The sequence below is a fragment of the Comamonas sp. SY3 genome, assembly GCF_041730275.1.
Taxonomy (GTDB): domain Bacteria; phylum Pseudomonadota; class Gammaproteobacteria; order Burkholderiales; family Burkholderiaceae_C; genus Comamonas; species Comamonas sediminis.
The window spans coordinates 134402-157470 of sequence record NZ_JBGTYN010000005.1 but is presented as its reverse complement, the minus strand read 5'-3'; the positions used below and the strand labels follow the sequence as shown (position 1 = coordinate 157470).

General features: G+C 63.0%; 18 protein-coding genes. 15 read left to right on the top strand and 3 right to left on the bottom strand.

The genetic code is table 11. The features are described 5' to 3' along the window. The first annotated feature begins 46 nt into the window (after positions 1-46). Together ACCQ08_RS08940 and ACCQ08_RS08935 are read left to right on the top strand one after the other, a co-directional pair. Entirely contained in the window at positions 47-961 is a 915-nt protein-coding gene (locus ACCQ08_RS08940; protein ID WP_373449556.1) for a dienelactone hydrolase family protein, read from the top strand. Between the two features lie 989 nt (positions 962-1950). Further along, the gene (locus ACCQ08_RS08935; protein ID WP_373449555.1) at positions 1951-5730 is read left to right on the top strand and encodes a DUF1566 domain-containing protein; all 3780 of its coding nucleotides are present in this window, start codon (positions 1951-1953) and stop codon (positions 5728-5730) included. 246 nt (positions 5731-5976) lie between these two features. On the opposite strand, the gene ACCQ08_RS08930 is transcribed toward ACCQ08_RS08935, so the two are convergent. After that, positions 5977-6432 carry an Lrp/AsnC family transcriptional regulator gene (locus tag ACCQ08_RS08930; RefSeq protein WP_312415769.1) on the bottom strand — a complete coding sequence of 152 codons (456 nt, stop codon included), beginning with the start codon at positions 6430-6432 and terminating at the stop codon, positions 5977-5979. Between the two features lie 104 nt (positions 6433-6536). On the opposite strand from ACCQ08_RS08930, the gene ACCQ08_RS08925 reads away from it, so the two are divergent. Then, positions 6537-7157 carry a LysE family translocator gene (locus ACCQ08_RS08925; protein WP_373449554.1) on the top strand — a complete coding sequence of 207 codons (621 nt, stop codon included), beginning with the start codon at positions 6537-6539 and terminating at the stop codon, positions 7155-7157. A 338-nt stretch (positions 7158-7495) separates the two neighbouring features. Further along, the gene (locus tag ACCQ08_RS08920; RefSeq protein ID WP_373449553.1) at positions 7496-9988 is read left to right on the top strand and encodes a DUF11 domain-containing protein; all 2493 of its coding nucleotides are present in this window, start codon (positions 7496-7498) and stop codon (positions 9986-9988) included. Between the two features lie 231 nt (positions 9989-10219). Here ACCQ08_RS08920 and ACCQ08_RS08915 read toward each other — a convergent pair whose 3' ends face one another. After that, a complete protein-coding gene (locus ACCQ08_RS08915) occupies positions 10220-11173 on the bottom strand; it encodes a LysR family transcriptional regulator (protein WP_312461214.1) in 954 nt (317 codons plus the stop codon). Between the two features lie 143 nt (positions 11174-11316). Between ACCQ08_RS08915 and ACCQ08_RS08910 the strand changes: the two genes are divergently transcribed. The 10 genes from ACCQ08_RS08910 to ACCQ08_RS08865 all read left to right on the top strand — a co-directional run bounded on the left by ACCQ08_RS08910 (position 11317) and on the right by ACCQ08_RS08865 (position 20572). Then, entirely contained in the window at positions 11317-12528 is a 1212-nt protein-coding gene (locus tag ACCQ08_RS08910; protein WP_373449552.1) for a muconate/chloromuconate family cycloisomerase, read from the top strand. A gap of 58 nt (positions 12529-12586) precedes the next feature. Further along, positions 12587-13522, top strand: coding sequence for a catechol 1,2-dioxygenase (gene catA / locus ACCQ08_RS08905; RefSeq protein WP_313333061.1), 936 nt, complete (start codon positions 12587-12589; stop codon positions 13520-13522). Between the two features lie 133 nt (positions 13523-13655). Further along, positions 13656-15020, top strand: coding sequence for a Rieske 2Fe-2S domain-containing protein (locus tag ACCQ08_RS08900; RefSeq protein WP_373449551.1), 1365 nt, complete (start codon positions 13656-13658; stop codon positions 15018-15020). Next, positions 15017-15526 carry a benzoate 1,2-dioxygenase small subunit gene (gene benB, locus ACCQ08_RS08895; protein WP_373449550.1) on the top strand — a complete coding sequence of 170 codons (510 nt, stop codon included), beginning with the start codon at positions 15017-15019 and terminating at the stop codon, positions 15524-15526. The genes ACCQ08_RS08900 and benB overlap by 4 nt, the downstream gene beginning before the upstream one ends. Positions 15527-15543: 17 nt before the next feature. Next, positions 15544-16581 (top strand): benzoate 1,2-dioxygenase electron transfer component BenC, encoded by a 1038-nt coding sequence (benC, locus tag ACCQ08_RS08890; protein ID WP_373449549.1) that lies wholly within the window; start codon positions 15544-15546, stop codon positions 16579-16581. After that, positions 16578-17375, top strand: a complete 798-nt coding sequence (gene benD, locus ACCQ08_RS08885; protein WP_373449548.1) for a benzoate diol dehydrogenase BenD — start codon at positions 16578-16580, stop codon at positions 17373-17375. Before benC ends, benD begins: the two co-directional genes overlap by 4 nt. Positions 17376-17476: 101 nt before the next feature. Then, a complete protein-coding gene (locus ACCQ08_RS08880) occupies positions 17477-17893 on the top strand; it encodes a RidA family protein (protein WP_373449547.1) in 417 nt (138 codons plus the stop codon). A 30-nt stretch (positions 17894-17923) separates the two neighbouring features. Beyond that, on the top strand, positions 17924-19273 hold the full coding sequence (locus tag ACCQ08_RS08875) for an MFS transporter (protein WP_373449546.1): 1350 nt from the start codon (positions 17924-17926) through the stop codon (positions 19271-19273). A gap of 21 nt (positions 19274-19294) precedes the next feature. Further along, positions 19295-19573: a muconolactone Delta-isomerase gene (gene catC, locus ACCQ08_RS08870; RefSeq protein ID WP_373449545.1), complete on the top strand. Its 279-nt coding sequence runs from the start codon at positions 19295-19297 to the stop codon at positions 19571-19573. A gap of 18 nt (positions 19574-19591) precedes the next feature. Beyond that, a complete protein-coding gene (locus tag ACCQ08_RS08865; protein WP_373449544.1) occupies positions 19592-20572 on the top strand; it encodes a tripartite tricarboxylate transporter substrate binding protein in 981 nt (326 codons plus the stop codon). Positions 20573-20754: 182 nt separating this feature from the next. On the opposite strand, the gene ACCQ08_RS08860 is transcribed toward ACCQ08_RS08865, so the two are convergent. Further along, complete coding sequence (locus ACCQ08_RS08860) at positions 20755-21729, bottom strand: LysR family transcriptional regulator (protein WP_239812531.1); 975 nt, start codon at positions 21727-21729, stop codon at positions 20755-20757. A gap of 108 nt (positions 21730-21837) precedes the next feature. Here ACCQ08_RS08860 and ACCQ08_RS08855 point away from each other — a divergent pair, with 108 nt between their 5' ends. Then, entirely contained in the window at positions 21838-22794 is a 957-nt protein-coding gene (locus ACCQ08_RS08855; protein ID WP_373449543.1) for a DMT family transporter, read from the top strand. Positions 22795-23069: the final 275 nt, after the last annotated feature.

Here is a 23069-nt window from a genome sequence, read left to right as displayed (position 1 = left end):
CGGTACATTCGCCTCCACTTCAAAAAATCAAATACGGATGAACGCAATGATTCGCACGCTGACTATCGTAGGAGCAGCCCTGCTTTTGACGGCCTGCCAACAGGGCCCAAAGCTGACAGACAAGGCACTGCCCGCACAGACTATGACCTATGCAGACGGGGTGTCCGCCTTGTACTACCAAGTCCATGCCGGGGATTGGCAGCAACGCGATACGGTGATATTTACTTATGGTGCAACAGGCTGCGTCAGCATGAAGCATCACACACCTGATTACTTCGAAGCCATTCGCTTCCATGGCGTGCTGTTTGCATTGAACAAGCGGTATGTGGGCGACCTGGACCAGGCGACGACCTGTGGCGAAGATTTCATCAGAGCTAACATCTCAGAGCAGCGCATGAAAGACTTCTCTGAGTTCATCAACACCAAGCTCGACCAGCTCGATTTCAGTCCTAGAAATGTCGTGGTTATTGGTGTCTCGGAAGCAGCCGATGCCGCGGTTCGTGCTGCGGCCTTGAATCCGCGCATCAACCAGTTGGTGGTCATCGGCAGTGGTGGCTACACCATGCGCAAATCACTCCAAGTGATGAAACAGCATGCTCCGTCACATCAGGTGCCTGACGTGGACGCCTTTGCACTGGAATATGCAGGCAAGCCCATTGACCTCAACGACAGCTGGTATGGCAACCCTGTTTACTGGTGGATGGATATTCTGGATGTGGATCCTATGGCGGATTACCTTAAGGTAGATATTCCCATTTTGGTCGGCGTGGGCGAGCAGGACGACAGCCAGCCCTTGGAGTCTGTGCATCATCTGCAGCGCCAATTCTCAATGCATGGCAAACAGAATCTGCAGGTCAACGTATATCCCGGTGTTGGTCACAGTCTCACAGCAGACGCTAAGCGCGACCTGTTTGGCACACTGAATATGCGGCTTGCCAATAGGGCCAGTTTGGCGCATTGAGCTCTCGTGCCCCATCGCAATCCCGTGCAAATAGCCACTGCTGGCTAGGCAGTCGCTGCCAGGCCAGCCGCGCGCTAGGGGCCGGTCTCCCTGCCCTCCTGCACCACCTCCACCTCTGGCTGTCCAAAAATCTCAGCATTAGGCTCCCGTAAGGCAAAGGTGACCCTAAAGCTACCTGTGCCGTCAGAAAGGGCGGCATCTGGCGGCAACTGCGCCGCTGCATCTGTGCTGCTGAAACGCACTGTGCCGCGGTGGCTCGGCATCTCATGGCTCTCGGCATCCAATGCCTTGACCGTAACCCCGCACCTTTGCCCCAAGGAGCCGCGCGCAGGTGGCCATCATGTATTGCACATGACTCGTATTCTTTTGAATCTGTAATTTGAAATGGCGATGGGGCTCGGGTGTGCTGGTTCCTATGGGTTTGGCAGGCTTTTTGACTGCTTGCAAATGAAAAGCCTGGGAAAGAACGGTGGATGGCCACGCCAGAACCCTGCCCTTTTCGACGCCGCGTTGCCACCGACGGGCGCGTCCTCTCTCACTAATTTACGTGATTCGCAGAATCGTTTATTTCCGTAGCATCACCGCGCAACCACTCAGAACCTGCGTCTGGCCTCCAGCGCTGCGGCAGTGAAGCCGCCCCTGCTGGTGCAAGTAGGGGGCAGTTGGGAATGGCGCTGTCGCGCCTGGCTGCCATGTTGAGGGTGCAGCAGCAGAGAAGGCGTGACGAAGAAAAAGCTCCGACCACGCCGGGCCCCATTCCATTTTTATAAGCGGGGGGAGTAGATGTTGAACAGCATGTCAAATGGCTTGCGCGCCAGCAATGGCGAAGCGCCAGATACCAAGGTCCTCCATAAGCGGCAGCTTTTGCTAAAGCTGCGCAGCTGTGGCATTGCTACCGGCTTGAATACCCTCTACGCCCGTGCTTCATCTTGCGCCATGCACACCGCGCTGGCCTCGTGGCAACCGCAGCCGATGCCGGAGGTCCCCCGATGAAAAACTCTGTTCTGCTTCGTTTCATCACCGCGCTCGCTGCGCGGCTGGCTGTCTTGTGCGCGGGGCTGGCATGTGCCGTGGCACAGGCTGCCGGCCCATTTGTTTTTGACCCGCAAAATCCCGCATTGGTGACCGATGGAAGCACGGGCCTGATGTGGCAACGCTGCATCGAAGGTCTGACCTGGGACGCGCAGGCCAATACCTGTACCGGCACCGTGCGCGACTTGAGTCTTGGCGAGGCCTTTGATGCCGTGCGCGCCGCCAACGCGCAAAACGCAGGAGCCGGGCGTGATGGCTTCAACGACTGGCGTTTGCCGGGCCGTGATGAGCTTTATGCACTGGCCACTGGCGAGCCGGATACATCGGGAGCGGCGTTTCCCACCGTGCCCTGGCTCAACTCGCAGCGTCGTGTGTGGTCGAGTTTGCTCTCAGACGGCGACAACACCTGGCTGGTGGATTTTCGCAGCGACGATGCAGGTTTTATGGCGCCAGCCCGCTTTTCAGGCATGGTGCTGCTGGTACGTTCGCCTGACCCCTCCCGGGTGGCGCATATCAATGCTGTTGTCACGGGTCCTGGGGGCGCAGCGGTGCCGTCGCGCTTGCCTGTAGCCTTTGGCGGTGAAGGCAGTGGTGCCCGGTTCGATATTGAGCCGGAGCTCGGCTATCAACTCGACACTGCCACGACCACCTGCCCGCTGCGCCGGATCGACGGCAACCGGATCTATGTAATGGGCTTGCCGAACGCCGACTGCGACTTGAACATCAGTTTCAAGGCCTTGATGATCACTCTCAATGCCGTTGCCGAGCCGGGCAACGGCGGGGTCGTGGCCTGTTCGCCTAACCCGCTGCGCCAAGGCACGTCCACCACTTGCGCTGCCACGGCAGCACCGGGCTACCGGCTTTACCGTTGGGGCGGCATCTGTGCGGGCACCGATACCGCCACGGCCTGCAAGCTCGATACCGTCATGGGCTCGGGCATCGTGTTAGCCAACTTCGAGCCGGTGGCACAGGCGCAGCCTGGAACGATTACCGTCACCAGCGTGGGCGACATCGGCCCCGGTGATGATCTGGGACGCGCGCAGTGCAGTGCCGACAGTGGCGATCGCCGCTGCAGCACCTTGCGCGATGCCATCAACAGCGCTCGCCACGGCGAGAAGATCGTTTTTGCGGCCGAGCTCGACGGACAGACCATCTCGCTCACGCGCCATACCAATTGCCTGAAGCTCAATCAGGAAGCTGGAGCCACTTGCCTGCCTCCTTCCCAGTGGCCGCTGGTGCCAGGATCGTTCACGCAGCGGCATGTCACGCAGTTCGGACCGAGTGCATTCTTCATCAGTGGGAAATCGATCACCATCGACGCCACGGCGGGACTTAGCCAAGGCGTAGTGCTGTCGGCAACCGCAGCCAATGCCGGTTGCTCGGCGGGTTCATGCTTTCGTCTCTTTGACATTGATGCCTCCGTGGGCAGCGGCCTGACCTTGCGGGGCGTCACCCTCACAGGCGGTGTGGCCTGGGGCGGCGGGGGCTTTGCGGGTGGCGGTGCACTGGGGGCGGGTGGCGCCATCTTCAACCGTGGCGTGCTGGTGGCAGAGCGCAGCAGTTTCATCGCAAACCAGGCCACAGGCGGGTACAGCGGGAGCTTCAGCTATGCCGTTGGCTCCGCAGGCGGAGGCGTTGGCGCATCTGCCAGCGCAGATGCAGCGACGGGCGAGCACTTCAGCGGCGGCCCCAACAGCGGTGCCTCGGCAGAAGTGTCCTGTTATGTGGGGCCAGACGGAAAGCCCGTTTGCATGTCCAACGGTGCCGGCGCCTCAGGGGGATTTGGTGGCGGCGGTGGTTACGGCACCGGAAGCAACTGGGGCGGATTTGGAGGCGGGGGTGCGACATCGGTCCCCCGCGGCTTTGGTGGAGCAGCCGGCGGCGGCGGTTTCGGTGCCGGTGGCGGCGGCTATGGAATCGTCAAGGTGGGTGATACAGAACCAAAACCGACCTACCCCCGGGGAGAGGCCGGTGGTTTTGGTGGAGGGGTTGGAGGCAAGGAGGGAGGAGCCGGCGCCGGCATGGGCGGTGCGGTTTTCAACGATGCTGGCACGGTGACGCTGCTCAACGTGAGCCTGCATGCCAACCAGGCAGCCGGGGGACAAAGCTTTAGCTACGGCGCTGGGGGTGCCGGCTATGGTGGTGCGCTGTTCAACTACGCAGGCACACTGCGGCTGGACCATGTCACGCTGTCGGACAACGCGGTTGTCGCTGGCGCCGCTCCTGCTGACAACGGAGCCAACCTTCCATTTGGACGCAGCTCGGATCCGCAGCGCCCTGCACCGGGCGATGCCGACGGCGCCGCCGTCTACAGCCTGGGCGATGCCCAGTGCACCGCTGGCACCAACCCCTGTGCAACAGGCGGCGTAGCGGCGTTGGAGATCCATCGTTCTGCTGCAGTGGGCGCGGTAAGCGGCACGGCGCAGGTGGTGGTGGACGCCATTCGAGACGGAAGCAGTACAAGCCAAGGCACGGGCAATCTGATGAGCAGCCAGCGAGGTTTTGCGGGAGGCAGCACGTCTGTCGCGGCTGCGCGGCTCGCTTCGCAGCCGTCCGTGTTGCACGGCGGCCTGGCCGATGTGCTGGTACCCGAACCGGATAGCCCCTTGCTCGACGGTGTCGGCTGCGAACCAGGCATGACCATGGACCAGCGCGGCGTATCGCGGCCACAGGGCACGCGCTGTGATGTGGGTGCGGTGGAGCGGCGTGTCGGTCTGCGCACGCTGGTCGTCAACGTGACGGGCGCCGGTGTGGTGAGCGGTGTGCCGGTTAGCCCCCATCTGCCGGGCTCGGGTTCATTGGCCGAATGCACAGCCGACCACCCCTGCAGCGCTGAATTTCAGAGCGAAAGCGATCCCGTCAACGTGACGCTTACAGCCCATTCTGATGATGCCCATGTCTTCGTTGGGTGGGCTGGGGCTTGTTCCACGGCGGGTGCATCGCCGGTCTGTGTGTTCGAGCCGCAAGGGCAGCAAACGGTCACAGCCCGCTTTGAGGCCAAGGCCTATTCCATTTCCGTGGTGGCCCAACCAACGGCGGGTGGCACCGTCACTTGTAGCCCCAACCCGGTGCCCCATGGCGCTGACGCCCATTGCATGGCCAGCCCAGCCATTGGCTTTACGTTGGCGGGGTTTGCGCAGGATTGCAGCGGTTCTGATTGCAACCTGCTGAATGTTCAAGCCCCGCAGAAGGTCACCGCGAAGTTCGTTCCAATCACCACCTTTAGCGGCACCACCGTATCGCCGGATGCCGCCGGTGGCGAGGCCACGGCGCATTTCACCGGTGGCGGTGATACCTGCCGGGTCGATGCCGCCAACACCGCCTTCATTGCGGCGCCCGTTGCTCCGCCTGCCGGCCAGCTGTTGCCCATGGGCATGTTCAAATTTCAACTGATGGGCTGTGACACCACCCCCGTCACGGTCAGCATCGACTGGCCGCAACCCGTCGGCGGACTGACCAAGTGGGGGCAGGAACGCGCTGGAGCACCGCCCAGCTATTTCGCGCCGAGCAACCTGCGCGTGAGCGGCAACACCACGACATTCACTGTGATCGACGGGCAGAAAGGCGACGACGACTGGCAGGAGAACGGCACCATTGTCGACCCGGTAGCGCCGACCTCCGTTCAACCGGCCGCAGTACCGGTATCGGTTCCGATGCTGGGGCAGTGGGCAATGCTGGTATGGATGTTGATGACCATTGGCATCGGGTTCGCAGCTTGGCGGCAGCGAAACGCCTAGGGCATGCTGTTGAAGGTGTCTGCGCGCCTTCAGCCGCGCCGCTTGCGAGCAGTGGTCAGACAAGCACGCCGATCCGGCGCTGCCATTGGCCCATGGCGCAATGGCAGGGGCAAAAAAATACCATGCGCCATACCGGCCGCATGGCGCGCATCGCCCCATTTGCGGTGCAGCCAAGCACGTGGCCAGAGTGGAATTTGCAATTTGCAGGGTGGACCAGCTTTGGGTGTTAGTACCAAGCGGCGCCGATCAACCCAACGCCGAGGTCAGCGGGCGGTTGATCACCACATCCTTCATGACCAAGGTCGATGTCATGCGCTGCATCCCCGGCAAGGCCGTCAGCTTCTCGTCGTAGAGCTTCTGAAAAGCAGGCAAGTCCTTGACGACGATCTGCAGCAGATAGTCGGGGTCACCAAAGAGCCGCTGGGCCTGGATCACGTTGTCCAGCTCGGCGACCGCTTTTTCAAAGTCGCGCACGACCTTGCTGCTGTTGAGCGTGACAAACACGATGGCTGCAAATTCCAAACCCAGTGCCGCAGGTGCCAGATCGGCACGGTAACCGCGAATGGCCCCCGCCTCCTCCAAGGTGCGCACCCGCCGGTGGCAGGAGGACAAACTCAGCCCCACCTGAGCGGCCAGGTCGGTGAGGCTCAAGCGCCCATCCAGCTCCAGCGCTGCAAGAATTTTCCGGTCCAGCGCATTCATTCTGTAATAGCTTCCACTTTTCTGTCATTTATCGGAATTTATTGAGAGCACATTCTGCTACATCTTGCCTATCCTTCTGTCCTTTGCTTGACGAGAGAAGTACTGTGCCTTTGACTGCTGTAGCCGCCTTCTGGGCGGTGTCGTTTGCGTTGGTTATCACCCCGGGTGCCGATTGGGCCTATGTCATTTCTGCAGGCCTGCGGGGTCGCCGCCTGGCTTGCGCAGCAGTCGTCGGTCTGGCCTGTGGTGCCTTGCTGGCCACTGCGGCCGTGGCCGCAGGCGTTGGCGCGCTGGTCGCCAGCCACCCCGTGGTCTTGACGGTGCTCACGGTGGCCGGCTCGGCCTATCTACTCTGGATGGGCGTGGCCATGTTGCGCAGCCCTGCAGCCGCAGTCAGTGCGCAATCCGCGCTGGTGGGAGGCGGATGGAAATGGGCATGCAAAGGCGCAGGCATCAGCGGCTTCAATCCCAAGCTGATTCTCTTGCTCCTGGCGTTGCTGCCACAGTTTGTACACGCCGAGAGTGCATGGCCCGTCGCACTGCAGATCATGGTGCTCGGTGCCGTGCATGCGCTGAGCTGCTGCGGCGTGTATCTAGCGGTTGGTTTTACAGCGCAGCGCGTGCTGGGCACACGCCCAGGCGCGGCACTGGTCGTATCCCGGGTGTCAGGGGCGCTGATGGTCGGTATCGCGTTGTTGCTGCTGGCTGAGCGGGCGATGCATTGATGGAGGTAGCGGCAATGGATTAGCAGCTGCGGCACCACCCAACCCACCCAAACTTGGCATTCAGGTCCAAACCAAGAGGAAACACCAGCCCGTCATCCCGCAAATTCACTTGTTTCAGGGATAGGCAACTGCCAAAATTGTGCATATTCTTACTAAAATTAGATTTATATTTCGTATGGTTACATATTGAACGCTGACTGTGGAATCGATTGAGGAAGCCCAAAGAGAGACCTTCCGCGAGCCTATGTCCGGCTCTTTTCAGCTTTGCCCACCGTCGTGCGTCTGATTGCTTTTGCCTGCGATGCAATTCGTGGTTTTCTACATTTGACGGGGGCATCATGGATGCAATCAAGAAACTTGGTGTGCTGAGTCTTCAGCGGCTGCATAGGGGAATGCTCAACAAAACAGTGCGGAGCGCTGCTATGCCCATGTTGCTCGGCTTGCTGGGAATGGTGCTTTATGTTCCCCTGACCCACTCGGCTGTGGGGGCCACTTGCCTTGCCGATACCACCCAATCGGATTTCCTGGCTGGCGTGCCAACAAACGTTGATCTCAACACCAGCCCCGGAGACGCAACACTGACGCACGCGCTGGTTATCGACCAACAGAACACTGAAGGAACCACGACTGGCACAGGTTTTGGGGCATCCAACTGGACTGGCCAAACCTTCATCTCAGGAATGACTGGCCGGCTCACCCAAGCCGAGGTTCAGCTCTTCTGCAATGGTTGCGGAGCCTCTCCTCCCGACCTCATGCTTTCCGTGCGTGCCACAAGTGCCGGACTCCCGACAGGCGTAGACCTCGCAAACACAACCATCCCTGGCACCACATTCGCCAGTGGTACGACAGCCAGTTTTACTGCGACCTTTGGCACTCCCCCCACGCTGACATCCGGAGCGCAGTATGCATTGGTTCTGCGTCCCGTATCGGCACCGACTGGGAGCGGCTATTTCTGGATCCGGTCTTCTCCCAGCACCTACTCCAGCGGCACGCGCGTAGTTGCGACCAACAGTGGTACGTCTTGGAGCACTGACACCACCAGGGATTACAACTTCAAGATTTACATTGACCAAGGCTACTCGTCGGGCAACCTTGTCTCGAGCCTGAAAGACGCTGGCGCAGCCACCGATTGGGACGCGCTGACATGGACATCCATCGCCCCGGCCAACACTTCGGTAGGGTTCCAAGCGGCGGGCTCCAGCAACCCTGCGGGCCCCTTTAATTTTGTCGGGCCCGATGGCACTGCTGATACGTATTTCCAGACTTCCGGTTCATCGTTGTCGCAGTTCAACGGGCTTCGATATCTGAAGTACAAGGCTTATCTGGCCTCGGCAGACACCGCGCTGACACCCACGCTCAATGATGCGACAGTCTGCTTTGTGCCGCTGGCGGACCTCAGTGTCACCCAAACTGACGGTGTGACGACGGCGATCGCGGGTGGCAGCGTGACCTACACCATCACAGCCAGCAATGCAGGCCCAAGCGATGCCATCGGCGCGACCGTGGCGGACACTTTCCCCGCAAGCCTGACGGCAACGTGGACCTGCGCCGGATCCGGTGGAGGCACCTGCACGGCATCGGGCAGCGGCAACATCAACGATACGGTAAACCTTCCCGCCGGAGGCAGCGTCACTTACACGGCCAGCGCGGTGTTATCTGCCGCTGCGACAGGTTCTCTCAGCAATACCGCTACGGTGGCGGCACCCGCAGGCGTTACAGACCCGAATCCCGGGAACAACAGTGCGACCGATACTGACACCATCGTCCGCAGTGCAGATTTGTCGATCACCAACACCGACGGCGTGACCGTAGTGGCGGCGGGTGGCAGTGTGAACTACACCATCACAGCCAGCAACATGGGCCCGAGCAATGTCGCTGGCGCAACAGTGGCAGACACTTTTCCCGCAAGCCTGACCGCTCATTGGACCTGTGTCGGAGCGGGTGGAGGAACCTGTACCGCAGCGGGCAGTGGCAACATCAACGATACGGTGAACCTTCCCGCCGGGGGCAGCGTCACTTACACGGCCAGTGCGGTGTTGTCTGCCGCTGCAACAGGCACTCTTAGCAATACCGCAACGGTGGCAGCTCCCGCAGGCGTGACAGACCCTAATCCCGGGAACAACAGTGCAACCGATACAGACTCGATTTCCGCCTTGCCCCGTTCAGTCGGTGGCAACGTGTCTGGCCTGGCAACCGGCAAATCGGTGGTCTTGCAAAACAATGGCGGTGACAACCTGACTGTGTATGCCAATGGTGTATTCACCTTTGCTACCCAAGTCACCAACGGCAATGCTTATGTGGTGACTGTGTTGAGCCAGCCCGCAGAGCAGACTTGCACTGTGAGTCAAGGCAGCGGCACGATGGGGGTCAGCAATGTGAGTGATGTGGCGGTGAGTTGCGTTTCCAGTTTGGCCATCACGACGACGGGGTTCGGCAGTTTGCAAGTCGGGCAAGCGCTCTCGGACCTGCAGTTGAGCGCATCTGGTGGCAGCGGAAGCTACCTATGGTCTGCAGCCGATGCTGCACAGCCATTGCCTGCGGGATTGAGTCTGTCAGCATCTGGTTTACTGACGGGAACACCCACGTCTGCGGGTAGTTACAGCACCTTGATAACCGTTGCAGATGGCGGTGGAACATCCCAGCGGATGTCCATCACCACCAAGGCCGCCGCTACTGCCAGCCAAGTGTTTACCGGCATGGTGGCTGCGGCTACGCCAACTGCGGCTACACCGGTCCCTTCCATTGGAGCTTGGGGTGTCGGGCTGCTGAATCTGATTGCCGTGCTGAGCATTTTGGGCTTCCGTTGGAGAAACAGGTCTGCCCGTGCTTGAACGCCTGCACCTCAAAGCATCGCCGGGCCAAGTTCGGGTGGCTTGGCTTTTGATGAGACAAAGCTGGCGATGAATGGCTGCTTTGCGAAAGCGTGAGCGTCGGTCTTGGGTCGCTAACCGCCATCCAATTCATCAACGCCCCGTCTCTACGATCATCGCAATAATTTGAGAAGAGACAAAGCGCTCACTCGCCCCATCCGCAACTGAGACGCCAAGAGCTCGGCAAGCCTCTCACCGCTTCCCAGCAAGCCCATAGCTATCCCCCGCCGGAAACGCATTCGTCTCAAAATCCAGCCAGGGCGGGTTCTGCGCGTACATCTCGGCCGTCAGCTCCTTGATCGCCGCGATGTACCAGGAGTCGTCATTGACACGGTGGCTCAGGATGATCGGTGAGGTGGCGCGCTCGTCGTCGATCAGGCGGTAGACCAGGTCCGAGCGCAGCCTTGCCGCTGCGGGCACGATGCAGACACCCATCTCGGCGGCGACCAGGCCCAGGCCGGCCTGCAGCTCGCGCACCTCATGCACCTCGGCGGGCTGTATGCCTTGGTCATGCAGGAGGCCCAGCACATGGTCGGCAAAGCTGGGGCGCGGGTCCTTGGGGTAGACGATGAGGCGCTGGCCTGCCAGCGCGGGCAGGCGGATGCGGCCGGTGTCGGCGGCCAGCGGGGTGCCCGGTGCAATCGCCAGCACCAGCTTTTCTTCGCGCAGCACGGTGCGCGCGACCGAGGTGTCATTGGTGCGGATACGGCCAAATCCCAGGTCGATGCGGCCCGAGCGCAGCTCCTGGATCTGCTGGATCGAGCCCATGTCCACCAGGTGCACGTCGGTATCCGGGTAGCGCTTGCGGAACATGCGCACCAGCATCGGCAGGCCGCCGTACAAGGTAGAGGCCACATAGGCGATCGAGATCGATTGGCGCTGGTTCAGCCCCACCTGGCGGGCCGCGCTTTTCATCTGGTCCACCCGCTGCAGCACCTGCAGCGATTGCTCATAAAACAGGCGCCCTGCTTCGGTCAGGCGCACCGGGCGGCTGTTGCGCTGGATCAGTTGCACGCCCAGCTCGTCCTCCAGCTGCTGGATCTGGCGGCTGAACGGCGGCTGCGCGATATGCATTTGCTCAGCCGCGCGGGTGAAGTTGCGGGTAGTGGCCACGGCCACGAAATACCGGATATGGCGCAGATCCATCAGGGAAAACCATAGATATGGGAATGCAGCGATTTTAAGTCATTGTTTTTTAATACTCAAACCCATCACCATACCTGCAAGGTATGAAACAAGACAAATTTGGTGTTGGATCAAGTGCGGGCCTGCGTCGTTCAATACCACCTATGCAAAACACACACCCGCACCAAGACAGCGCCCGACCTGCGGCATATACGGCAGCAGGCTCCGTTGTCGTCGAACAGGTGGAGACCTTGCTGGTCGATCTGCCCACGATCCGCCCCCACAAGCTGTCGATGGCCACGATGAACGGCCAGACCCTGATGCTGGTGCGCGTGCGGTGCTCCGATGGCACGGTGGGCATTGGCGAGGGCACGACCATTGGCGGCCTGGCCTATGGCGCCGAATCGCCCGAGGGCATGAAGCTGGCCATTGACACCTATTTTGTGCCGCAGATGGTGGGCGCCAACGCTAACCGCGTGCCAGCGCTGATGGCGCGGCTGAACCAGGCCATCCGCGACAACCGCTTTGCCAAGTGCGCGGTCGAGACGGCGCTGTTCGATGCGCTGGGCCAGCGCACCGGCCTGCCGGTGTCCGAGCTGCTCGGCGGCCGCCTGCGTGACCGCCTGCCCGTCGCCTGGACGCTGGCCTCGGGCGACACCGGCCGCGACATTGAAGAAGCGCAGCGCATGCTGGAGACGCGCCGCCACCAGATCTTCAAGCTCAAGATCGGCCGCAAGGCGGTGCGCGATGATGTGGCCCACGTAGCGGCCATCAAGAAGGCGCTGGGCGATCTGGCCTCGGTGCGGGTTGATGTGAACATGGCCTGGAGCGAGCTGGAAGCGCACCACGGCCTGGCCGGTCTGGTGGATGCCGGCTGCGAGCTGGCCGAGCAGCCGGTGGCCAGCGCCGATGTACTGGCCCGCCTCAAAGGCCGCTACCCGATTGCGATCATGGCCGATGAATCGCTGACCGGCCCGGCCTCCGCGTTGGCACTGGCACGCGCGGCCGGGGCCGATGTGTTTGCGATCAAGACAGAGCAATCGGGCGGGCTGCAGGCGTCGCAACAGGTGGCGGCCATTGCCGATGCTGCCGGCATCGAGCTGTACGGCGGCACCATGCTCGAAGGCGGCGTGGGCACCATCGCGTCGGCCCATGCGTTCTCCACCTTCCGCGCGCTGCAATGGGGCACCGAGCTGTTTGGCTCGCTGCTGCTGACCGAAGAGATTCTGGCCACGCCGCTGGAGTACAAGGATTTCCACCTGACAGTGCCCACGGCACCGGGCCTGGGCATCACATTGGATGAAGACCGCGTGCGGCACTTCCGCAGGGACCGCGGCAGCATCACCGTGCCGGTCGCCGCGCCAGCCGCCGCCTGACGCCGCCCATAGACGGAAAGACGGATTGACCCCAAGAATTCATGACAAGGAGACTACGATGAGCGCCCCTATCTTCCACACCCCCGACGTGCAGGATTTTCTGCGTCTGGCCAGCGGCCTCAACCAGGACGGTGGCAACCCGCGCACCAAGCAGATCATCCACCGCATCCTGTCCGACCTGTTCAAGGCCATTGAGGACCTGGATATCACACCCGACGAATACTGGGCCGGCGTGGCCTACCTGAACCAGCTCGGTGCGCGCGGCGAGGCCGGCCTGCTGTCGCCCGGCCTGGGGCTGGACCGCTACTTTGACATGCGCATGGACGCCGAAGACGCCGCGCTGGGCGTGGCCAATGGCACACCGCGCACGATTGAAGGCCCGCTCTACGTGGCAGGCGCCCCCGTGGTGCACGGCCATGGCCGCCTCGATGACGGCAGCGATACCGCCGGCCATACGCTCATCATGCACGGCACCGTCTACGGCGCCGATGGCCAGCCGCTGCCCGGGGCGCAGGTCGAGGTCTGGCATGCCAACACCAAGGGCTTTTACTCGCACTTCGATCCCACCGGCGAGCAAAAGCCGTTCAACATGCGCCGCACCATCATTGCCGATGCGCAAGGCCGCTACAAATTCCAGAGCATCGTGCCCATGGGCTACGGCTGCCCGCCCGATGGCCCCACCCAGGCCCTGCTCAACCAGCTGGGCCGCCACGGCAACCGCCCGGCGCACATCCACCTCTTCGTCACGGCCGATGGCCACCGCAAGCTCACCACGCAGATCAACATCGATGGCGACCCGCTGGTGTTTGACGACTTTGCCTACGCCACCCGCGAAGGCCTGGTGCCGCCGCTGACCGAGCGCAGCGACGAGGCCAGCATCCGCGCCCACGGTCTGAGCGGCCCGTTTGCAGAAATCGTCTTCGACATCCGGCTCAGCGCGCTGGTGGACGGTGTCGACAACCAGATCGTGGACCGCCCGCGCCTGGCAGCCTGATCGCCTGACGCACCGCAGGCGGGGTACTGCCGAGCAGGCAGTGCCCCAGCCCCGAGACCCATCCTCCCGCCCCTTGCCTGTCGCGCCGCACTCTGCGTTGCGAGGCGGAGCTGTACCCCCAGGAGACCTCACCATGACCACGATTGCCTCTGCCGACCGCTTCGGCGCCGTCGAACAGCTGCTGGATACGGCACTGCAAGACGACAAGGACGCCGGCGTTTTCCGCTGCCGCCGCGACATCTTCACCAACCCCGAGCTGTTCGAGCTGGAGATGAAGTACCTGTTCGAGTCGAACTGGGTCTACCTGGCGCACGAGAGCCAGATCCCCGACAACAACGACTACTACACCACGTCGATCGGCCGCCAGCCCATCATCATCACCCGCGACAAGCAAGGCGAGCTGCATGCGGTGATCAACGCCTGCGCACACAAGGGAGCGATGCTGTGCCGCAAGAAGCACGGCAACAAGGGCAGCTTCACCTGCCCCTTCCATGGCTGGACCTTCAGCAACGCCGGCAAGCTGCTCAAGGTCAAGGACGAGAAGACCACCGAGTACCCGATCACTTTCAACAAGAACGGTTCGCACGACCTGACCCGGGTGGCGCGCTTCCAGAACTACCGGGGCTTTCTGTTTGGCAGCCTGAACGCCGATGTGCAGCCGCTGGAGGACTACCTGGGCGAGACCCGGGTCATCATCGACCAGATCGTCGACCAGGCGCCCGAAGGCCTGGAAGTACTACGCGGCAACTCCAGCTACATCTATGACGGCAACTGGAAGATGCAGATGGAAAACGGCTGCGACGGCTACCACGTCAGCTCCGTGCACTGGAACTATGCGGCCACGATGAGCCGCCGCAATGCCGAAGGCACCAAGGCCACCGATGCCAACAACTGGAGCAAGTCGGTCGCCGGCGTCTATGGCTTCGAGAACGGCCACATCCTGCTGTGGACCAACACCCTGAACCCAGAGGTGCGCCCGATCTGGAACCAGCGCGAGGAACTCGCCCAGCGCGTGGGCCAGGAGCGCGCGGACTTCATCGTGCGCCAGACCCGCAACCTCTGCCTCTACCCCAATGTGTTCCTGATGGACCAGTTCGGCACGCAGATCCGCGTGGCCCGCCCGTTGAACGTGAACCAGACGGAGATCAGCATCTTCTGCTTTGGCCCTAAGGGCGAAAGCGCACAAGACCGCGCCACCCGCATCCGCCAGTACGAGGATTTCTTCAATGTCTCGGGCATGGGCACGGCCGACGACCTGGAAGAGTTCCGCGCCTGCCAGGCAGGCTACGCCGGCAGCGCCGTGCGCTGGAACGACATGAGCCGTGGCGCGCCGCTGTGGATCGAGGGCCCCGACGAGAACGCGAAGAAGATGGGCATGCGCCCCTTGCTCAGCGGCGAGCGCAGCGAGGACGAGGGCCTGTTTGTCTGCCAGCACGACTACTGGGCCAAGACCATGCGCAAGGCCGTGCAGCAAGAGCGCGCAGGAGCCCAGCCATGAGCAACGACAGCCACAGCAACACGGCAGACCACCGCGCCATCTGCGCCTTTCTGTACCGCGAGGCCCGCTACCTGGACGACCGCGAATGGGAGCCCTGGCTCGCACTCTACGCGCCCGATGCCGAGTACTGGATGCCCGCCTGGGACGACGATGACCAGCTCACCGACGACCCGCACAGCCAGATCTCGCTGATCTACTACCCCAACCGCAATGGGCTGGAGGACCGGGTCTTCCGCATCAAGACCGAGCGCTCCAGCGCCTCGATGCCCGAGCCACGCACCAACCACATGATCACCAATGTGGAAGTGCTGGCCGAGCAGGCCGATACGGTGGAGCTGCGCTACAACTTTCACACGCTCAGCCACCGCTACAAGCAGACCGATCACTTCTTCGGCACGGTCTTTCTGACCCTGCGCAAAGTGGCCGGCAGCTTTCTGATCGCCCGCAAGAAGATCGTCCTCAAGAACGACTACATCCGCCAGGTCATTGATGTCTACCACATTTGACACGCCAGGAGACCAGCATGAACAGCTATCGCATTGCCCTGAATTTTGAGGACGGGGTCACCCGCTTTGTGGACTGCGGCGCCCATGAGAAGGTGCTCGATGCCGCTTTCCGCAACCGCATCAACCTGCCGATGGACTGCTCGGACGGCGTCTGCGGCACCTGCAAGTGCAAGGCCGAAAGCGGCACCTACGACCTGGGCGACGACTACATCGACGACGCGCTGACCGAGGACGAGGCCGGCCAAGGCCTGGTGCTGACCTGCCAGATGGTGCCGCAGTCCGACTGCGTGATCGCGGTGCCGGTACCCTCCACCGCCTGCAAGACCGGCACCGGCCAGTTCAGCGCCACGGTGAGCGCGGTGCAGCCCCTTGGCGATGCCGCCTATGAACTGGTGCTGGATGTGGCAGACGCCGCACCCGCGTTTCTGCCCGGGCAGTACGTCAATATCAGCGTGCCGGGCAGCAACCTGCACCGGTCCTACTCGTTCAGTTCCGCGCCCGGCGATGGCCGCATGAGCTTCCTGATCAAGCAGGTGCCGGGCGGCCTGATGAGCAGCTGGCTCCAGGGCGCCCGCGCCGGCGAGCCGCTGCAGATGACCGGGCCACTGGGCAGTTTCTACCTGCGTGCAGTCACGCGGCCGCTGCTGTTCTTGGCGGGCGGCACGGGTCTCGCGCCCTTCCTGTCGATGCTGGAGGTGCTGGCCCGCAACGGAGCAACCCAGCCCATCCACATGGTCTATGGCGTCACGCGCGATGCAGACCTGGTACTGGTCGAGCGCCTGCAGGCCTATGCGCTGCAGATCCCGGGCTTTACCTTCAGCACCTGCGTGGCCGATCCGCAAACCGGGCATGAGCGCCAGGGCTATGTCACCCACCACCTGCCCGCCCAGGCGCTGCATGGCGGCAATGTGGATGTCTACCTCTGCGGCCCGCCGCCCATGGTGGATGCCGTGCAGCTGCACTTCAAGGCCGAAGGCATAGTGCCCGCCCACTTCCATTACGAGAAGTTCACGCCCACCCAGCCGGTGGCCGCCGTGGCGGAGGCCCTGGCATGAACGCGCCGCTGCACCCCGCAAGCTACCCACGCTTTGCCGGCAAGGTGATGGTGGTCACCGGCGCGGCCCAGGGCATTGGCCGGGGCGTGGCGCTGCGCGCCGTGGCTGAAGGCGCCAAAGTGCTGTTGGTCGACCGGGCCGACTTTATCGCCGAGGTGGCGGCCGAGGCGGGCAGCGCCAATGCCGCTGGCCTGGTGGCCGACCTGGAAACCTACGAAGGCGCGCAGGCCGCCATGGCGCGGGCGAGCCAGCTGTTTGGCGGCATCGACATCCTCGTCAACGGCGTGGGCGGCGCGATCCGCATGCGCCCTTTTGCCGAGTTCGAGCCCGCGCAGATCGACGCAGAAATCCGCCGCTCGCTGATGCCAACGCTGTACGCCTGCCATGCCGTGCTGCCGCATCTGCTGGCACGCGGCGGCGGCACCATCGTCAATGTGTCGTCCAACGCCACGCGCGGCATTCGCCGGGTGCCGTACTCGGCGGCCAAGGGCGGCGTCAATGCCTTGACGCAGTCGCTGGCGATGGAATACGCACCGCAGAACATCCGCGTCGTCGCCTCGGCCCCCGGCGGCACCCATGCGCCGCCCCGGCGTGTGCCGCGCAATGCCGCAGGCGACAGCCCTGAGGAGCAGGCCTGGATGCGCGAGGCCGTGCAGCAGGTGACCGAGTCCAACTACTTCAAGCGCTACGGCAGCCTCGATGACCAGGTCGGCCCGATCCTGTTTCTGGCCTCCGACGAGGCGGCCTACATCACCGGTGCGGTGCTGCCTGTAGCCGGTGGCGACAACGGCTGAGCTGCTGACCCGCCGCCGACCGCCCTACCCACGCTAAAAAAGAAAAACCGCGCCCGCGCAGCACTGCAAGGCTGCAGCAATGCGCGGGCCCAGGAGACACCATGACTGATCGCCAAGCCATTGTTCCGCCCGGCATGGAGGCGGTGTACGAGCAGATCGGCTATGCCCCGGCCATCCGGGTCGGGCAGACCGTCTATGTATCCGGCCAGATCGGCCGCACGCCCGGCTTGGAGCTGGTCGAAGACCGCGAAGCCCAGATCACGCAGGCCTTTGCCAACCTGCAGCGGGTGCTGGAGGCCGCAGGCGCCAGCCTGGCCGATGTGGTCGATCTGACCAGCTTCCACACCGATATGCGCGACCTGCCTTTGTTCATGCAGGTGCGCAACCGTTTCTTGCGCAGTGACCCGCTTCCCGCCTGGACGGCGGTGGGCGCGCACATGCTGGGCGGCGCGCCCGGCTACATCGTGGAGATCAAGGCCATTGCAGTGATACCGACCCATGCAGCCCAACCGGGCTGAACCCCCCAGCCCCTATAAAAGGAGACAGAGATGACAACCTTGGACGTCAACCAAGTCATAGACAACGCCCGCTTTACGCGCTTCCACTGGATGGTCACCCTGCTATGCGGCTTGCTGCTGGTGTTTGATGGCTATGACCTGTTCATCTACGGCGCCGTGCTGCCGGTGCTGATGAAGGAGTGGAGCCTCTCGCCGGTGCAGGCCGGCGCCCTGGGCAGCTATGCGCTGTTCGGCATGATGTTTGGCGCCTTCATCTTTGGTCCGCTGGCCGACCGCATCGGCCGCAAAAAGGGCGTGGCGATCAGCTTTGTGCTGTTCAGCATCTCCACCTTCATGAGCGGCTTTGCCACCTCGCCGACCGAGTTTGGCATCTTCCGCTTTATCGCCGGTCTGGGCTGCGGCGGACTGATGCCCAATGCCGTGGCCTTGATCAATGAATACGCGCCCAAGCGCGCCCGCAGCACCCTGGTGGCGCTGATGTTCAGCGGCTACTCGCTGGGCGGCGTGCTCTGCGCGGGCCTGGGCATCTACATGCTGCCGCGCTTTGGCTGGCAGTCCATGTTCTTGGCCGCCGCCCTGCCGCTGGTGCTGCTGCCGCTGATCTTGTGGAAGCTGCCCGAGTCCGTGGGCTTTTTGCTGCGCCAGGGCCAGCAGGCCAAGGCGCGGCAGATGCTGTCGCAGGTAGCACCCGGTGTAGCCCTGGGCAGCGATGTGCATTTGCTGCAGACCGATGCCAAGGGCGCAGGCGTGCCCATGCTTGATTTGTTCCTCAAGGGCCGCGCCATGGGCACCTTCATGATCTGGCTGTCCTTCTTCTGCTGCCTGCTGATGGTCTATGCACTGGGCTCCTGGTTGCCCAAGCTGATGGCGACGGCCGGCTACAGCCTGGGGTCTAGCCTGTCGTTCCTGCTGATGCTGAACTTTGGCGGCGTCGTCGGCGCCATTGCCGGCGGCTGGCTGGGGGACCGCTTCAGCCTGCCCAAGGTGGTGCTGGCCTTCTTTGCGCTGGGCACCGTGGCCATCGCGCTGCTGGGCTTCAACAGCCCCATGCCGGTGCTGTACTTGCTGATCGCGATAGCCGGCGCCACCACCATCGGCACGCAGATACTGCTGTATGCCAACACCGCCCAGTTCTACCCACAGGCCATCCGCTCCACCGGGCTGGGCTGGGCCTCGGGTGTCGGGCGCACCGGCGCCATTGTGGGCCCGCTGCTGGGCGGCTGGCTGATGGCCGCAGCGCTGCCGCTGCAGATGAACTTCCTGGTATTTGCCGTACCGGGCCTGGTGGCGGCGCTCGCGATCGGCTTCTTCATCCTTTACTACCGTGGCAAGCAAGAGGCGCCCCAGGTCGTCGTTGCTGCCGTGCGCCCCGCCGTTTGATCGCTCCTTAGGAAAAAACCCATGCTCTATCTCGTTCATATGGTCGTCAACATCCCCGCCAGCGTGCCCGCCGAAGAGGCCGCGCGCATCAAGGCTGCGGAAAAAGCCTATTCGCAGCAGCTGCAGGAATCCGGACAATGGCCGCACCTGTGGCGTGTGGTGGGCGAGTATGCGAACTACAGCGTCTTCGATGTAGCCAGCAACGACGAGCTGCACAGCACGCTGAGCCAGCTGCCGCTGTTCCCCTACATGCAGATAACAGTGACGCCTTTGGCCAAGCACCCCTCCTCCATCCGATAAGCAGACAGGCAAACGCAGATGACCATGCAACGCAGAACCCTGGCCCTGCTGCTGGCAGCGCTGGCGCTGCCAGGCGCGGCAATGGCACAACCCGATGCCGCCTGGCCGGCCAAGCCCATCAAATGGGTGGTGCCCTTTCCGCCGGGTGGCGCGATGGATGTGATTGCCCGAACTTTAGGTGATAGAGCCGCACGCGAGCTGGGCCAGCCCTTTGTGGTCGAGAACCGGCCCGGCGCCGGTGGCAATATCGGCGCCGACTATGTCGCCAAGCAACCTGCCGATGGCTACACGATCATGATCACCTCGATCGGCATGGCTACCAACCCGGCGCTGTACGCCAAGCTGGCCTATGACCCGGTCAAGGACGTTGCGCCCATCAGCCTGCTGGCGGTGGTGCCCAATGTGCTGGTGGTCAATGCCGCCCGCAGCCCCGACACATCGGTGCAGGATGTGCTGGCCCATGCGCGCCGCAACCCCGGCAAGCTCAGCTATGCCTCCGCTGGCAACGGCACCTCCATCCATCTGGCCGGTGAGGTGTTTGCCTCTACCGCCGGGGTGGCGCTGATGCATGTGCCCTACAAAGGCAGCGGCCCGGCCATTACCGACATGCTGGGCGGCCAGGTTGACTTGATGTTTGACAGCATCACCTCGGCGCGGCCCCATATCCAGTCGGGCAAGCTGCGCGCGCTGGGTGTGACCACTGCCAAGCGCTCCTCCGCGCTGCCCGATGTGCCCACGATTGCCGAAGCCGGCCTGCCCGGCTACGAGGTATCGCCCTGGTTTGCGGTGTTTGCGCCAGCCGGCACACCGCCCCAGGTGGTCGCGCGCCTCAACCAGGTGCTCAACGGCGCGATGCAGCAGCCCGATACCCTCAAAAAGCTGGAAAGCGTAGGCGCCGAGCCCATCGGCAGCACGCCCCAGGCACTGGCCACGCACCTGCAGCAGGAGCTGGCGCGCTGGGGCAAGCTGATCAAAGAGCGCGGCATCCGCCTGGATTGAAGCCGCAGCTTGGCCTGGAAGAAAACGTCCAAGGCGCCATCGACACTGACCTGCTGCCCCAGTTACAGCAGTTGCAGCAAAGCAAGGCGGCCATGCTGCGCGCCGCTTGGCGCCAGACCATCCCAGCGCTGCCTGCGTTGCTGGAGCGGTATGCGGACCAGTGGCCGCTGTTGCCTGCCGAGCTACCTGGAACCAGCGCTTGCAAGGGGTGTGCCGCTCGTCACCGCCTCGGCGGTCTGGCTTTGCAAATAGTCCAGCATGGCCCGCAATTTAGGGGGTACATGGGGGCCTGGTGCATGCAAGGCATAGGCGGTCCGAGGGGCATAGCTTCCCACCAACTGCCAGCCGGGCAGCACCTCCACCAGACTGCCCTGGGCGAGATGGTTGCAGGCCACGAATTCGGCCATGAGCGCAATGCCAGCGACGGCATTGGATTGCAGCGCGTTGAGCAAACCATGGCTGCTGGCAATCGTGATGGGCGTGTTTAGCCGCAGCTTGACGGGGGGCGCAGCAGGGCTCGCAACGCAAGCGAGTTCCACCACGTTCTGAAATGGCCCATAACCCAGGCTCATGCAGCGATGGGCCATCAGATCCTGGGGTTCGGTGATGGGCGGCCGGGTCTGCAGGTAGGCTGGGTGCGCGACCAGCAGATAACGAATGCGCTTGAGCGGCCGAGCCACCATCGCGGGCGGCAGCGCATCGGCACCGCTGATGCGGATCGCCAGGTCCAGCCCTTCGGCGGTCAGGTCGAGCAGTTCATCGCGCATGGTCAGCTGGACTTGCACTTCGGGAAAAAGCGCGCAGAAACCGGGCAGCAGCGGGGCCAGCCACCAATCGCCAAAGACCAAGGGGGCACTCATGCGCAACACGCCCTGCGGCTGTTGGCGGTGCGCAGTGGCACGCGACACCGCAAGCTCGGCGCTTTGCAGCATCAGCACACAATCGGCGTGCACGGCCGCACCTACCTCCGTCAACGACAAGGACCGGGTCGTGCGGTTGAGCAGCTTCACCCCCAGCTCGGACTCCAGGCGGCCTACACTACGGCTCACGGCACTGGTGGTGAGGCGCAGGTGGCGTGCCGCACCGGCAAAACTATGCTGGGCCACCACCTGGACAAATACCTGCATGTCGGCGAGCGGAAGAGAGTCGGTATTCATGGGCATCGATCGTTGCATCACAGGCAACAATTAATTGTTTTCAAGCCATATTGTCAATTCTATCGAAAGGCCTGACCATCGCAATCCTCTTATCTCCTCGATGAAATCATGAACTCCTCAAGCGTAGCGGGCATCCCTCCAGTCAAGGCCAGTGCATTCACTGCAGTGCAAGGCGGCGGCACCTGGCGCATGGTGGCCGCAATGGCTCTGTCAGGGACGATCGGGCTGGTCGTCATCGAAAGTGGTTTGCCGGTAGAGCATGTCGTCCTGCTGCGCTGCCTGCTTGGCGCGCTGGGATTGGGCCTGTGGATCCTGTGGCAACATGCCTGGGTGCCGCCGAGCAGGTCGGGCTGGCTCTCCATGGTGCTCGGTGGCGCGGCCCTGGTCGCCAACTGGGTGGCGCTGTTCCATGCCTATGCCTACGTGGGAATCGCCGTTGCCACCGTGGTCTACCATGTGCAGCCTTTCATGCTGGTACTGGCGGCAGCGCTGGGCGGCGAGGCGATCGGTTGGCGCAAGCTGCTATGGATGCTGCCGGCACTGTGCGGCGTGGTACTGAGCAGTGGGCTGGGCACGGATGCCGTGGCCAGTGTGGCCCCGTCCACGAGCGCGCCGGTATGGGGAATAGCGCTGGCGCTGCTGGCTGCCGCGCTTTACACCGTCACCGTCATCACCACCCGGCGGGTCAAGAACATCGCGCCTGCGCAGATTGCGATGGTGCAGATGCTGGCAGGCGGCGCCGCATTGGCATGCTGGTCCGCCCCTGCGCTGTTGCAGGCCATGCGCCACAGCACCGGTCTTCCCAGTGCCAGCACCGTGGTCTGCGTGCTGATTCTGGGGCTGCTGCACACCGCGTGGATGTATGGACTGATGTACGGCGCGTTTCAGCGGCTCAGCGCCCCGGCAGTGGCGATGCTGAGTTTTATCTACCCGGCAGTTGCGTTGGCCGTGGATCTTCTCTGGTTTGGCACCCACCCCACCGTGCCTCAGTGGTTGGGCATGGGCACCATCGTGGTGGCGGTGCTGGGCTATCGTTGGCAGGATCTGCGCCCGCAGACTGCATGATTGCGCGCTGGCAAGACGGTGCCATGCGCGGCATGGAGCGCGGGCTCCTGCCTATCCACCTGGCGCCTCCAGGGGCACACCGGCAAGGCCTGAGGCCGGGATGCGCTTCCCAGGAAAGTGGGCGCATGGCCGCACAGCGGGTTAAATGGCACCCCTTTATCGCAGCTAACACCGCGGAGCTTGCATTTTCAGCGCCACAGGCATTCAAACCCTCCCATTATCCGAGCGAGAGCGCGCCTGGTATTTTTGATTTCATTCAAAACTCTTTGTTTATT